The sequence below is a fragment of the Eubacterium ventriosum genome, from assembly GCF_025150745.1.
GTDB lineage: Bacteria > Bacillota > Clostridia > Lachnospirales > Lachnospiraceae > Eubacterium_G > Eubacterium_G ventriosum.
On the sequence record NZ_CP102282.1, the window covers coordinates 2,406,184 to 2,421,592 of the forward strand.

The following is a 15,409-nucleotide window of genomic DNA, read 5'->3' on the forward strand; positions in this document are numbered from 1 at the left end:
TTTCTTGTTTTTTATTAATTGGCATTTTTTGTCGCAAAAACGTTTTTATTGGTTTTTGCTTAAAAATGTCTTTTCTTTTTACTAATAATTCTGTTTTATTTTACTAATAATGGTGTTTTCTTTCACTAAACTCTCTCTTTTTCGCCACTTTTAAGCAAAAAAGAACAGCCGGATTTAATTCAAAAATCAATCTGACTGTTCCTTTTTTATAAATTTAATCTAATGCTAATATTCCATTTGTGGCAATTACTTCTTTAATTTAACTTTTCGGTTAGACCACTTACCATAATAAACTTCTCCATTTACTACTTTGTAAGCCCTGACCCTGATAAAGTACTTCTTATTAGCCTTTAATTTCTTAATTGTAAATTTGGCTTTCTTATAGTTCTTTACCTTTGCTTTTTTAAATTTCTTTGATGTTGATATCATTACCTGATATCCTTTTACACCCTTTGCTGTTTTTAATGTAACTTTTAATTTCTTAGCACTTCTCTTCTTAGTTGCCTTTTTAATTTTAACCTTTGGTACCTTTACGGTTTGTGCAGTTTTTGTAGTTACAATTTCTGTTGTGGAAACTGTAGGTGTTTCCTTTGATGTTTCAGGTTTAGTTGTCGTTCCTGTTTCTGACGGAGCAATTGTTGTAGGTGTCTGTGTTGTTGGCACTACTGTTGTAGCCTTTTCTGTTGGTGCTACTGTTGTTGGTGCTACTGTTGTTGGCACTACTGTCGTAGCTTTTTCCGTTGGTGCTACTGTTGTTGGTGCCTGTGTTGTTGGCACTGCTGTTGTAGCTTTTTCTGTTGGTGCTGCTGTTGTTGGTGCCTGTGTTGTTGGCACTACTGTCGTAGCTTTTTCTGTTGGCGCCTGTGTTGTAACTGGCGCTACTGTTGTTGTTTTTTCTGTTGGTGCTACTGTTGTAACCGGTGCCACTGTTGTTGGCTTTGAACCTGTGCCATCCTTAAATGTATATGTTATCTGTGTAGCAGCTGACATTTTTCCGTTTTTAACAGATCTTACTGATACTGTATAGTCACCATTTCCATTTGCAAAAACATCTGCTGTCAAATTAATTGAACTATTTACCGAGCTTCCTGCAAATACTCCATCCACATATACATTATAGTTTTCAATATCACTTGATGGTGCCTGCCATGCAAAATAATATGGAAGATCTTTGTTTCCTGCATATGTTAATCCAATTGGTGCAGGTATTGTATCATCTTCATCTATCTTTGTAGTAGGAGCAACTGTTGTTGGTGCTACCGTTGTAGCTTTTTCTGTTGGTGCTACTGTTGTTGGTGTCTGTGTTGTTGGCACTGCTGTTGTAGCTTTTTCTGTTGGTGCTACTGTTGTTGGTGCCTGTGTTGTTGGCGCCACTGTTGTTGTTTTTTCTGTTGGTGCTACTGTTGTAACCGGTGCCACTGTTGTTGGCTTTGAACCTGTGCCATCCTTAAATGTATATGTTATCTGTGTAGCAGCTGACATTTTTCCGTTTTTAACAGATCTTACTGATACTGTATAGTCGCCATTTCCATTTGCAAAAACATCTGCTGTCAAATTAATTGAACTATTTACAGAGCTTCCTGCAAATACTCCATCCACATATACATTATAGTTTTCAATATCACTTGATGGTGCCTGCCATGCAAAATAATATGGAAGATCTTTGTTTCCTGCATATGTTAATCCAATCGGTGCAGGTATTGCATCATCTTCATCTATCTTTGTAGTAGGAGCAACTGTTGTTGGTGCTACTGTTGTTGGTGCCTGTGTTGTAACTGGTGCTACTGTTGTAGCCTTTTCTGTTGGTGCCTGTGTTGTAACCGGTGCTACTGTTGTAGCCTTTTCTGTTGGCGCCTGTGTTGTAACCGGTGCTACTGTTGTTGGTTCATTATTTTTAAATTTTGCAAGAAATTCTGCATTTTCATTAACAAATGTATTCTTATTCTGTGATGAATCCCAGTTAATTGACCATGACATAATTCCCCTTATTCCCGGATAATTATTATTAAGCTCTGTGAACGCACTTTGAAGTACTTCATTTGTTACCTGACCACTACCTGCTGCACTCTGTGATGAAGGTACTCCGATTACTACCTGATCAGGTCTAAGTGGTGCAAAATATGTTGACTCATCAGTTGAATTTGTATAATAAGCTCCAACATGGAATCCCTTAAGAAGCATTTCGCACATTGCTACTATTCCTTCTTTTGTTCCCATATTATATGATGTTCCATCAAGTCCTGTAATAGGTGATGAATTGTATAACTGAACATGCACATAAGATGTTTTGTCTCTAAGTGCATTAATCATTGGAAGATAAACTCCCGCTCTTGTGTCACAATACTGGTTAATTCCACCATAGAATGAATAACCTAACTGTACATAAAATGTTTCAGGTGCCCATGAAAGTATGAAATCATTTCCATAGCTATCACAAATTGTACGAATGGCTTTAATCATATTTACAACTTTAGGTGATGTTGGATTATTTATATCTTTATCATTTCCACTTTCAAACTGTACTGAAGACTGTTCAAGGTCAATATCAATTCCATCAAATCCATATTCATTTATAATTGACTTTATATCACTTACAAACTGATTTACAGCATTGTCTGATGTTAATGAGAAATATCCTTCATAACCACCAATTGACAACACAATCTTCTTTCCCTGTGCCTGTAATGACTTTACATCTTTCTTAAAGTCATCCTTTGTGTAATCACTTGTAAGACCTGATATATCAAACTTCATCTTTCCGTCAGTACTTCCTGCCTTTTCAGGTTCTGCAAATGAAATATTAATAACATCCCAGTTTTTGTCCACATCTCTAAGCTTAATAAATGGATTTCCGTCATTATTCCATGTATGGTAGTAGCCAATCATTAATCTTGATGAAAGACCTGTTGTTACTGTTCCCGGATTTGTTGTCTGTTCTGGTGCTTTTGTTGTTGTAGCTGTTGTCTGAACAGGCGTCTTTGTAGTAGCGTCCTGAGTCAATCCCTGGACTGTTACTTCTATTGTCTGCCCTTCTGTTTCATATCCATTCAAATTAGCTGTTACTCTAATAGTATGTTTTCCGTTAGTTGTAAAAGTATATGTTGTTGATGTTGCCACAGTATATGATTCAATATACTGCCCATCTATGTATACTTTGTATGTCTGTCCACTAGCAATCTGTTCCTGTGTCTGACCCCATACATATGTAACTTTTCCGGCTTTCTGTTCCTGAATTGTTAAACCGATTACTTCTGTTGGTTTTAATTCAGGCTGACCTGCTGCAGTTGTTTCGTTCTTTGTTGTAGATGCTACTGTTGGTGCTTCTGTAACTGGTGTTTTAGTTGTTGGAGCAACTGTAGTAGCTTGCTTTGTTGTTGGTTGCTCATGTTTCTCTAATGAATCCATAAGAGATGACATTGATTTTGCCCATGTATAATTATTTGTAGCATCCCAGTTTATTGACCACGTCATAACACCTCTTAATGTTGGGTATGCCTTTGGTGCTGTAAATTTTCCTGATGATGTTCCATTAACAAGAGCTTTTACTGCTGTTGAAATTATGTCTGTTGACACATATCCACTTGATGCAGCTTTAGATGTTGATGGTAATCCCAGTGCAACCTGATCAGCTCTAAGTCCGTTTTCTAACAATAATGTTGAAAGGGATGTTAAGAAATCTGCTGTTCCAACCTGTGCATTAAATCCATTGTATCCATTCATTGCCCCTGAATTATAGAACTGTGGATAACAAATTGTAAGAATATCTCTAATCTTATATGCTAATCTGTAATATGCAGATGTAGCCATTGTTCCGTTAGGATTTGTATCCTGGAAATAATATGTTTCAGGTGCCATTGTAATAATAAAATCTTCACCAAAATGATTACGTACAGTTCTAAGTGCTTCTGCTATATAATCTGTTCCTGATACTGCACCTCCTTCAAAGTCAATATCTACACCTTCAAATCCATATTCTTCAATTATTGAAATAAGGCTTGTTGCAAACTGATTTGCAGCTTCCTCATTTGTTATATAAGTAGTTCCTTCTGCTCCACCTACAGAAATGATTACATGCTGACCTTTCGCCTTAGCATTTTTAATATCCTGAATAAATTGTGCTTTAGTATAACCACCTAGCGCATTAGACAAATCCTTATCAAGTTCAAATGTAACTTTGCCCGGTGTTGTTGATGAGTTAGCAAAAGATACACAAATCATATCGTAATAATCCGGTACATCTGAAATCTTTAATGCTGTTGAGCCATTAAGGAAATTATGCCAATAACCTGTTACCATATGTTCCGGTAATTTAGAATTAACTGTATAGTTATTTTCTGTTGTTTCCTGCTCACTTCCACTATTTTTAGTTGTCTGAACTTCTCCTGCAACCAAATCAGTTCTTAATTTCCACAATGTTGCCGCATCTGTTGGTGACCATCCCAAATTAGATGTATGAGCATATGTACATTCATATACTTTTCCTTGATACTGAACAAGATTTCCCAATCTATATACAACACTATTTGGAGACCATTCAGGATAGTTTCCAGTTGCCTGTTTTGTTGTATCATTTTCTTTTTTTGTTGTAACAGAAGCTGTTGTTACCTGCTGTCCCTTTGTTGTATTTTGTTCTTTTGCTGTTGTCTGTGTCTGACTATTTGTTGTTTGCTGAGATTTTGTTGTAACATCCTCAGATGGTTCTACATAATCTCCATTTTTATAAACAACTTTTGTTGACAAAATTTCGCCTGCTGAAACAGCTTTTTGTCTTAATGTTATTCCTTTTATATTTTGAGCATTAGCTGTTCCTTTTCCTGATTTAAGTGTAAATGTTAATGAAGCTCCCGGCTCTAATGTTTTTGAACTCCACTCAGGTGGCGTAACAACAGTTTTTCCATTTTCTGTTGTAATTGTACCTCCTGCACTCCAATCTCCTGATAAAGTTTCGCCATTTTGTGTTTCAATTGATATTGAAGGATAACTTAATGTTTTTCCGAAATATTCTGCCCAAGGCATTACTGAAATATCTTTTGAACCACTTGCTTTTGTTACTGATGAGTTAGTATTTTTTAGTGTAATTGTATAAGAATCACCTGATGTTGTAACTGTTGTTTCAATTCCATCATTAGCAGGAGCAACTATCTTCTGATTAGGAATTGCTGCTGAACCATACAATGATTCTTTCATTGTCTTAGTTATTGTGCTGGATGCATCTAAAGAAGCCATCCATGAAATAAGACCACCTAAGTGTTTCTGTTTTACATATTTGCCTTTTTCTGCTACCGATTCTTCAGTATCACAAGTAAAGAACATTCCTGAAGATTCACTATAGTAATAGTTAGCCTTTGCAACATCATCCCAATATTTAGTCAAATTATATTTGCTTACTAATGAATCAATATCTGAATATGCATATGTTACACCATTTTCGCCTGTTGCATCTGCATATAATCCTGGATTTTTAGAATCTCTTCCTGTGTCTTTCTTTACTTCTTTCCATCCTCTTGTATAAGGTGCAACACCAACTACGATCTTTGAATAATCAATGTTGTCCCCATATTTATTTTCTAAATATTTAATACATGAATCAACTGAAAGTCCTGCATCTCCCTCGTCATAAGCAGGATTAGTATAAAGTGCTGTCTGGTGAGCTGTAAATCCTCCCCATGCACCATTTAAGTCATATGTCATCATATTAGCAAAATCTACGATTTTTAAAACTTTTTCGTATTCAATTGCTGCCATCATTTTAGGCGATGCTGACATGGCAACTGACAATTCATAGTGTTTATTATCTTTTGCTCCATAGCTGTCCAGTGCATCTCTTATGGCTTGAAGAAGTAATGTATAGTTCTGTGTATCTGCTGCTGAACCTTTACATCCTTTATCAATTGCTACACCATTTCCTTCAGGATCCGGGTCTCTGTCTGCTGTTGGGTATTCCCAGTCAATATCAACGAAATCATACCCATAGTAGTGTACAAATTTTGCAACATTGTTAGCAAAGTTCTTTCTGGTTGTTTCAGAAGCAGCAATTTTTGGAAAATCTCCTGATCTTGTCCATCCACCAACAGAAACACCTATCTTCATGTTAGGATATTTCTGTCTTAAAAGTACCATTGCTCCTAATACACCTGCATATTTATTATCTGTTCCAACTGAAAATCCAACATTTGGATTCTCATAATCAGCCCATGTATCAGTAGTAATCAAATCACCATTTGCATCTGCATCCATAAACGCAAAATTTAAGTGTGTGATTAAGCTACCATCAATCTTGTCAGGTGTAAAATTCTTTTGTCCTGAATAAATTGACCAGTCACCATAATACATAACATTACGATATGGTGGCTGCTCTGCATTTGCAGCTTTGACTTCCTTTGTTGAAAGTTCTGTAGCTGCACAATATCCACCCATCAAATTAGCAACCATTGCAAGTGCCATTGTGAAACTAAGAATCTTTCCTGAAAGTCCTTTCCTTAAAATTCTTTTCTTTCCTTTCATTTTCCCCTCCATTTTCTCTGGTCTTTTAGACCTTTTTATAAAAACTGAACCTTTTATTATAGAAAGTAGAATTATGGATGCTTATTCCACTTCTATATTTTCAATAAAATTTTCTAAAACTTTTTATTAGTTGAAGTATTTGCTTTTGAAACACTTCAATTATTTTTTTAGAAATATTTATTGTTTTTTTAATAAAAACGTTTTAAATTTTTTGTGAAAAATATAAGCTTATTTCAGCTTTTAGGTTCATTTTTTATTAAATTTTTATTCTGTCCTTTCATTTCTGCCCATTATAACACATTATTTGGTAAAAGTAACCAATCCTATTGTGATAAAAATATTTTTATTTGTGTTTTTTATATAAAGCAATATTTTTATTATGTTTTTATATTTTTTCAACTATTTTTTATTTTATTTTCCGATTTCTGTAATGCTGATTCCAGTTATGTGTCATATAATGTTTTTCTTCGCTGACACGTAATTATTCACGAAATAACAGTGATTTTTCTATTGATTACGTGTCACACTGCATTTTTTTCACTGACACGCAATTGGTAGCGATATAACAAGATTATCTTCAATAAATTACTTATGACACAACGTTTTCGTCCTACGACACGTAATCGTTGCTCAAATAGCAATTATATATTGCTCAAAAAAATTCGGAAATATCATCTACATCTTTATATCGGAAATGAAGAGACTCTTTCAATATACTAAATCATCAGATTGCAAAAAGGACTGCCGGAAATGATTTACTCTCAGTATTAACTGTGTCATTTTCCGGCAGTCCTTTTTCATTTTGTTGTTATTATTTCTTCAAGCTTTCTCTAAATATCTGCTCTATTTCTTCTTTATCAAGTTTCTTGTAGCCACCTGTCATTATGAATGTTCCTTTTACAAGATCAGGTATCATTTCTTCTGTTGCTCCAAGGTCTGTTAAATTCATTACAAGTCCAAGTTCTTTCATCCAATCTTCCATTAAAGAAAGTCCTTCCAATGCAATCTGCTCATCTGTTTTTCCATCAGGATTTACATTCCACACATTTTCTGCAAAACGTACAAACTTTGGTAATCCGTAAGGCATAATGTGTTTGTAATATGGCAATGATACTGCTGCCAATGTCATTCCGTGAGTTGCATCTGTGCATGCCCCTGCTGACTGACCAAGCATATGAACCATCCAGTCTGTTGATTTTGCCTTGGCTACTAATGTGTTAAGTGCCCAAGTTGCTGTCCACATAATATTGCTTCTAGCCTCGTAATCCTGTGGATTCTTATTTGCAATACGGCTTGAATTAATTACTGATTTCATTAACCCTTCACTTATATAATCGCTTGTGTTATCATCTTCCCCTGAAAAATACTGTTCACAAATATGATTAAAGATATCATAAATTCCTGAAACCATCTGGTAATGTGGAAGTGTCATTGTATATCTTGGATTCAAAATAGAAAATCTAGGCATTATTTTTTCATCTGCAAAAACATGTCCAACCTTTAATTTTTCTTTGTGGTTAGTAATTACTGAACCTGCATTCATTTCTGAACCTGTTCCAACCATTGTCAAAACACAACCTACAGGAATTGTCTCGCAAGTTGGCTCTTCGAATTTAATATAATATTTTTCCCAAGGGTCTTCGTCACAATTAACTGAAACTGAAACAGCCTTAGCATAGTCGCACACTGAACCACCTCCAACGGCAAGCAAAATATCCACATTATGCTTTCTTGCAATTTCCACACCTTCATATAATTTTTCAACTGTAGGGTTCGGCATAACCCCTGCAATTTCTGCAACATTCTTTCCTTCTTCATTAAGAATTGCCATAACCTGGTCGTAAATTCCATTCTTTTTAATAGAACCACCACCATAAACAAGAACTACGTTGGTACCATATTTCTTAAGCTCTGTTTTAAGATTTGAAAGAGAATCCTCTCCAAAATATAATTTTGTTGGATTACAATAAGTAAAATTACCTAACATAAAATACTCCTTTCGTCATAAACATTCTTTACTATCAAAAAACTTTCCAGTGAAATTTACAATTTTTCACAAATCTCTTGAAATTATTTCTTACGATAATATGTTAATACCTGAACCTAACTTTAGGTCAAGCGTTTTTATACATTTATTTTCAACTTTTTCCTGCATAATTTTTATATTACTTATGATATATAATTATTCAAACTACTTTCCCATGTATCTCCCAATATACTCATACAATTCAATATTAGTCTCCGCGTTTTTCTCCTCCGCCTCTATATATTCAGGAAAAGGAAGTCCAATCTGGCATTCGCCACATATGTCAACGCCTATTATTTTCTTATCTTTCAAAAAGAATTTCAACAGATGTTCAAGCATACCAAGGCTCATATGCCCTTGACTCCAGTTAGTTTCAATATAATGTTTGTCCAAAATATCTTTGTCTATGGAAATATAAAAAGGTACATCAGTTTCAATCAAATCAAGTTTTTCTCTTCCACTATTGTTCCGTAATTCTTCTGCTGAAAATGTTATAAGCTTACTCTGATTTTTCACATTTATCTGCTGTATATCCGCCTCACTTGCCCCAACAAGAATCAATTGTTCAAGATTTTCGTTTTGCTCAATAACCTGTGCCGCCCAATCGCCACAACTTGTCATTCCTTCAACCATAGGCTTTTGCATATCTGTGTGATGGTCATACAAAACAAGCGAAAACTTTTTATTTATTTTGTCCGTCATAATTTTTGTTATGTAATGATAATTGCCTGAATCAATAAAATGAACGCCGTTTATGCTAAAATTCTCTATTCGTTTCTGAATCTCCGCCTCCCCTTCTTTGGTGCAATACAAGTCGGTTCCTAAAATATCTGAGCAGTCAATTCTAACAATATTCTCCGTCTGCTCTATATTTTCATCAATATAAATATGTGTAAAATCTAAAATAAAATTTTCACTTCTTGTCATTTTATCATCCTCTATAAATTTTCATTTATTATTTTCATAAAAGTTTTCTAACACAATCAGACAATTGTTCACTGTCTTCATTTATTTGTGTTGCTATCTCTTCTAACACGCTATCAATCTGTTTTAACATAAACTCAATAAAAAATGTTAAATTTCCATTAACATGGCTTTTTGATATTGCATTATAATATTCATCCTGATATTTCATTTGTAATTGTAAATGGTGGTTGATATTTTTCCATAAAATTCTCTCCTAACTTTCCATACTATCTTACGCACTAACTTCCGTACTATCTTGCGCACTTTCTTGCGTATCATCTTCCGTACTTTTTCCCATAATTATACCATAATTTTTCTGATTAACAGCAAAAAACTTGCATTAAACAATGCAAGTTTTTTAGATTATTTATTATTAGATTTCATTTCCTACTTCAAATGCCTTGCCAACTGGTCCCCCCAGTTTCATATAAAAATTAGGGTGTCAAGACACAAAAATGTCATTTACAATCGCCAAAAAATGTAATAAAATATAACTATATAAATTACCCGATAATATATGAATTTTATACATCAGAAAAGTCTTTTTCCCTTAACAATATTTTATTTATGGAAGGAACGGTGAATATATGAAAAAAACATCTTTAAAATTACTGCTATTTTCCTTTGTTATGAGTTTTCTTATGATAATTCCTACAAATGTAAATGCAGAAGAAATCATTCCGGTCAATATATCTGTAAAATATGGCCAGACAGAAGCCCGAAGAATCTTAGATATGATTAATGAACTGAGAACCAGTCCTACTGACGCATGGGCTTGGGATAAAACTGATACCAAACAAGTTGCATATCCCGGTTTAAAAGAACTTGTCTATGACTATGATTTAGAGCGACTTGCAATGAAACGTGCAGCAGAAATTGCACTATCCTACGAACACACCCGCCCAAATGGTCAAAATCCTTTTACTATTTATACGGAAGAAAATATAACCAGACTGGATACAGGTGAGAATATTGCAGTAGCAAGTCCTAATGTTTATTCTAAGGCAGAAGCAGTAAATGACGGATGGCGTGAAGATAACGAACCTTATGCCGGTCAGGGGCACCGTAGAAATATGTTAGGTTATAAATTTACCTGCGTTGGAGTTGGTCATGTTACTTACAACGGCTATGACTACTGGGTTGAAGAATTTGCCTCCAGACCTTCCATTAATACAACAGAAACACCGGCAAATGACAATGAACAAACTGTTACTGTTTCAGTAACTAAAAGTTGGATTACAAATTATAAGACATATTTTGACCAAGATTCATATGTTCTTAGATTAGGAGAAACAGTAACTCCAAATATTACACCTATAATTTCTCTTATAAATCAATTTGGATCAGTCGGAACCGTGTTAGATACTCCAACCGTTTCCATTAATGACCCTTCTATTGCCACCTATAGTGATGGAAAAATTATAGGTCTTAAAGAAGGTACCACCACGTTAACCACATCACTGTACGGATTGCCATCAACAACTTCGGCAACAATAATTGTACATGACTGTGATAATCATTGGGATGGTGGAGTAATTACAAAAGTTCCAACCTGTACAAAGGAAGGCGAAAAGAAATTCACCTGCGCTATTTGTAATAATACAAAAATTGAAAAAATTGGCATAGATGCAACAAATCACCTCCACTCTGAAATTCGAAATCAAAAGGAAGCTTCCTGCAAAGAGGAAGGATATTCCGGTGATAAATATTGCCCTGACTGTGGAACTAAACTTTCATCAGGCAATACTATTGCAAAAACAGAAAATCATAACTGGAATAAGGGAGTAATCACTAAAAAACCTACATGTGCAGAGACAGGCGTAAAGACCTATACTTGTAGCATTTGTAGTAAGACAAAAACAGAAAACATTGCAAAAACAACAAAACATCTTCATACTGAAATCCGTAATAAAAAAGCTGCTACCTGTGGTGAAACCGGTTATACAGGAGATACATATTGTACTGATTGTGGAACAAAAATTTCATCCGGTAAGACCATTGCAAAATTAACTACTCATACTTGGGATGAAGGAAAGGTCACAAAAGAACCTACTTGTACAGTGAAAGGTGTTCGAACATTTACTTGTAGTATGTGTGCCAAAACCAAAACTGCGAGCATTGCAGCAACAGGACATCAGCATACTGAAATCCGCAAGAAAAAAGACACAACCTGCGGCGAAGATGGTTATACAGGAAATACATATTGCACTGATTGTAAGAAAACAATTTCATATGGTCAAACCATCACAAAAACCGGTAACCATACTTGGGATGACGGAAAAGTCACAAAAGAGCCTACATGTACAGCAAACGGCGTAACAACTTTTACATGCATTGTATGTAAAAAGACAAAAACAAGAAGCATAAAAGCAACAGGACATAGTTACGGAGAATATGTAGTTGTAAAAGAACCTACAACCACAGAAAAAGGATTAAAATCCAAGACTTGCAGTGCTTGTGGAAAAGTATATTCTGTAACACTTGCAAAAATTTCTTCTTCTAAGACAACTACAAAAACTCCAACGACTTCGTCTAAGAATGCACAGACAAGCAAAATTACTACTAAAAAGATTAAGCTAAACCGTAAGAAACTGACTTTGAAAAAAGGCAAAACTTTTAAATTTAAAGTTACTCTAACACCGATAAATAGTCGTGACAGAATCACTTACGTAACCTCAAACAAAAAAGTTGTCAAAGTCTACAGAAACGGTAGAATCAAAGCCTTGAAAAAAGGAAAGGCTAAGATTACAGTAATTTCAGGTACGAAAAAATTTGTCTGCAAAGTAACAGTAAAATAAAAGACTTTATAATAAAAGCAAATTAAAAAGTCCATTATTTTTTGAGACTTTGATGATCTAATGATATATTTAATAAAATATAATTTCTCAATATATCATTACTAAAAAATCCTTTATGATATACAAGGCTTGCAAACCTGTATACATAAAGGATTTTTTTCACAATCCCCTACCACAAAACCAGCATTCGGAATATTTTTCTTCTTCGCCTGTTCTATCATTGCAAGTGTTAAATCAAGACCTGTGTAATGTCGGTTTGGATATTTTTCTGATAACAATGAAATCATTGGAGCCGGTCCACATCCTGCATATTTTATATCACCACTCCATTACAGTGGTCCACTTCATGTTGTATAATCTGGGCTGTATAACCACTGAACTTGCCGTGTTTCGGCTCAAAATTTTCATTCAAATAATCCACTTCTATTTCTTTGTATCTTATGCAATTACGAACTCCATCCAATGAAAGACAGCCCTCTTCTGTAGTGTACTCTCCTGATTTTTTAGTAATTACAGGATTAACCATTGCAAACTGAAACGGTCCTGCTGCCACAACAATAATGGATTTATTTACTCCAATCATATTGGCCGCCATGCCTACACAAATTTCTCTGTTTTCTCTTAATGTATCCATTAAATCAGTTACAACCTGTTTGTCCGCTTTTGTAGCAGGCTGCGCCTTTCTCGCAAAAATCTGTTTTCCTTTTACTATTTTCTTTACCATAATCTGTCTCCATCTGATTCTATTAATATATTGATTAGTACATCAAAACACCAAAATTTTGATTACAACCTGATTATTGTACTCATCATTGCAAAATTTGTAAGTTCTTAATCAGATATATTTGACTGTATAAACTCCTCAATAATATCCAAAATTCTTTCTGTAAAAAACTCACTTCCGCCGTGGTCCGCACCTTCAAGCATATATAACTTCACATTTTTATTGTATTTCTTTAATAGCTTGTATACAACGACGCTAATTTTAGGGTTGACTGTGCGATCCTTTGTTCCATGGAACATAAGTATTGGAGGCAATGGTGTGTCCTCATTTATATTACACTCAACTGACATTTTTCTACACAAATCAGGATTATTACGCAAATCAACACCGCCCATTTCCATTCCTTCCGGACTATCCGGCTGATGATGATTCAATGTGCTAGGCATACTATCTTCAAACATTATGCTTAATGCACCATACATTGAAATAATTCCTTTAACATTGGCATCTACTTCAGGATAAATATTTTCATTAGAATCTTCCTTAACAAGCTGTGAAAAAAATGCTGAATGTCCTCCTGAAGAATCACCTGCAACAAACATTTTTGTTGTATCTGCTTTGTATTCATCGGCATGAATTTTCATAAATCTTATGGCATTTCTTGTATCTATCGCCTGTGCCGGAAAAGTTGCAATGCCTGAATGACGATACTCGACAACAGCTATTACATAACCTTTCTCAGCCAATCTTGAAAGAACACCAAGTTTGGAATTAATATTCTGCTTCAACCATGCTGAACCCTGAACATAAACTATACAAGGATATGTTTCATCACTATCTGTTGTATTTCTTGTTCTGGGAACAATAATTTGCAAATGCAATGTTATTCCATCTACGTGTGCATATTCAACATTAGAAAAAATGTATGCCCCCTTTTCGTCTCCTGTAGTTGGGATTCTTTCCACTCCATCTATTGGCTCATCAAAAGATGGATATTCTTCATATGACCACTCTTTTACCTCCATAAATAACATCTCCATTTCTTATCAAAAACTGTCTATTTCCGTTCCGACATTTCCTTCTCAATCCACGTCATTATCACATCCACCAAATATTCCTGTTGTATCTGACTTAGCTCTCTTCCCGGTTGTATTTTATGCCATTTTCTAATACACTCCCTACAACACGTTGCCGTTGCGTGCTGTGCCACAAAAACAGGATGCCCTTTCATTGGTGTTTGTTTTCCGTCGTTTGGAATGACCGCTGGTGCTTCTCTTTTTGCAATAAACTCTCTGGCATGTTCTCTTATAGTATCCAAACCTTTTTCATTTATATAATCAATATCCTTCTGTTTCAAATGAAAACTGCTACGAAACTTTGACCTTCCAAGTCCCAGAAACAATTGATTATACCACTCTTCCTTTGTCATCTTCTCTGCCATCTTTTCTGCTTTTTTCTTCTTTGTATTTCATCAATTTAATAACCCTCTGTCTATTATATCTCTGAACCATTACAAACATCAAATCTAACATTGCAGCCAAAGCCGACGTAATAACAAAAACAGGATATGCACCAAACCAAACTCCTGCAACAATTGGTACAAAACTTAGCACTACAATCATTTCATGTACTAACTCTGCCTGACACATAGCCTGTACAATTTCCTGCAAACTATGGACTTTAACGTCAAACAAACTTGCATCATATGTAGGCATTCTGTTCTTCCATTTCTTCACATTTAATTTCTTATATATTCTATTTTCAAAATTGCTGACCTGATACCAACTCTTCGTATAATCCGTTCTGTTCCTCATTGTCAGATTAAAAATCAAACCTACAAGCAATCTCATAATAAAATGATATGAAGTTGTCCCTAATATAATTGCAAAAGTTAGGATTATATCAATTGAAGTCGCATTATATAATGCAACTGTTAGTATTGTTAATGTTGCAATTGTCAACGTTGTTCTATGAATTATTTTAGGCATAACTATTTCGTCTTTCTTATTTTAATTTCTCCTATATACATTCCCGAAAAATCTAATTCTTCTTCATTTACACTGCATCTATCTGTTTCAATATAAATTCCTTCAATATCACATTCCAATTTTTCCTTAAACTCTTTGCTGTTAGCATGTTTTTCTTTTTTATTTTTAATTAAATTTGCAATTGGCTGAATAGATTCCACATGAGAATTACAAATGCAAATTTGTTGTAAACAAACTGTATCACTTTTCCACGGAATAGAATATGCTATTTGTTTTAAATCTTCTTGCTTGTTATCTATTAATATTCTTTTCACTTCTTATTACCTCGCACCTTTCATACTTATATACTCTAGTCTATTGGTTCATTGAATAATTTACAATGATTTTTTCTAATAATTTGCAT

The 15,409-nt window shown here is 34.5% G+C and carries 11 protein-coding genes; 1 reads left to right on the forward strand and 10 read right to left on the reverse strand.

Annotation, left to right across the window (positions count from 1 at the left end):
- Positions 1-246: 246 nt before the first annotated feature.
- From NQ558_RS10765 to NQ558_RS10780, 4 genes are all read right to left on the reverse strand, one after another.
- On the reverse strand, positions 247-6,504 hold the full coding sequence (locus tag NQ558_RS10765; RefSeq protein ID WP_040446330.1) for a glycosyl hydrolase family 18 protein: 6,258 nt from the start codon (positions 6,502-6,504) through the stop codon (positions 247-249).
- 811 nt (positions 6,505-7,315) lie between these two features.
- A complete protein-coding gene (locus NQ558_RS10770) occupies positions 7,316-8,491 on the reverse strand; it encodes an iron-containing alcohol dehydrogenase (RefSeq protein WP_005360423.1) in 1,176 nt (391 codons plus the stop codon).
- A gap of 204 nt (positions 8,492-8,695) precedes the next feature.
- Complete coding sequence (locus NQ558_RS10775) at positions 8,696-9,457, reverse strand: arginase family protein (protein WP_005360421.1); 762 nt, start codon at positions 9,455-9,457, stop codon at positions 8,696-8,698.
- Positions 9,458-9,491: 34 nt separating this feature from the next.
- Positions 9,492-9,665: a hypothetical protein gene (locus tag NQ558_RS10780; RefSeq protein ID WP_156774958.1), complete on the reverse strand. Its 174-nt coding sequence runs from the start codon at positions 9,663-9,665 to the stop codon at positions 9,492-9,494.
- Between the two features lie 472 nt (positions 9,666-10,137).
- Here NQ558_RS10780 and NQ558_RS10785 point away from each other — a divergent pair, with 472 nt between their 5' ends.
- Complete coding sequence (locus tag NQ558_RS10785; RefSeq protein WP_040446328.1) at positions 10,138-12,294, forward strand: Ig-like domain-containing protein; 2,157 nt, start codon at positions 10,138-10,140, stop codon at positions 12,292-12,294.
- 113 nt (positions 12,295-12,407) lie between these two features.
- Here the strand turns inward: NQ558_RS10785 and NQ558_RS10790 are convergent, their stop codons facing one another.
- From NQ558_RS10790 to NQ558_RS10815, 6 genes are all read right to left on the reverse strand, one after another.
- Positions 12,408-12,611: a class I SAM-dependent methyltransferase gene (locus tag NQ558_RS10790; protein WP_341271127.1), complete on the reverse strand. Its 204-nt coding sequence runs from the start codon at positions 12,609-12,611 to the stop codon at positions 12,408-12,410.
- Complete coding sequence (locus NQ558_RS10795; RefSeq protein WP_005360417.1) at positions 12,608-13,018, reverse strand: peptide deformylase; 411 nt, start codon at positions 13,016-13,018, stop codon at positions 12,608-12,610. Before NQ558_RS10795 ends, NQ558_RS10790 begins: the two co-directional genes overlap by 4 nt.
- 107 nt (positions 13,019-13,125) lie before the next feature.
- The gene (locus NQ558_RS10800; protein WP_040446326.1) at positions 13,126-14,043 is read right to left on the reverse strand and encodes an alpha/beta hydrolase; all 918 of its coding nucleotides are present in this window, start codon (positions 14,041-14,043) and stop codon (positions 13,126-13,128) included.
- A gap of 32 nt (positions 14,044-14,075) precedes the next feature.
- On the reverse strand, positions 14,076-14,459 hold the full coding sequence (locus NQ558_RS10805) for a DUF4186 domain-containing protein (protein ID WP_341271124.1): 384 nt from the start codon (positions 14,457-14,459) through the stop codon (positions 14,076-14,078).
- A complete protein-coding gene (locus tag NQ558_RS10810) occupies positions 14,425-15,006 on the reverse strand; it encodes a glycosyl-4,4'-diaponeurosporenoate acyltransferase CrtO family protein (RefSeq protein ID WP_005360412.1) in 582 nt (193 codons plus the stop codon). Before NQ558_RS10810 ends, NQ558_RS10805 begins: the two co-directional genes overlap by 35 nt.
- Positions 15,007-15,008: 2 nt before the next feature.
- Positions 15,009-15,320 carry a hypothetical protein gene (locus NQ558_RS10815; protein ID WP_040446324.1) on the reverse strand — a complete coding sequence of 104 codons (312 nt, stop codon included), beginning with the start codon at positions 15,318-15,320 and terminating at the stop codon, positions 15,009-15,011.
- Between the last annotated feature and the right edge of the window lie 89 nt (positions 15,321-15,409).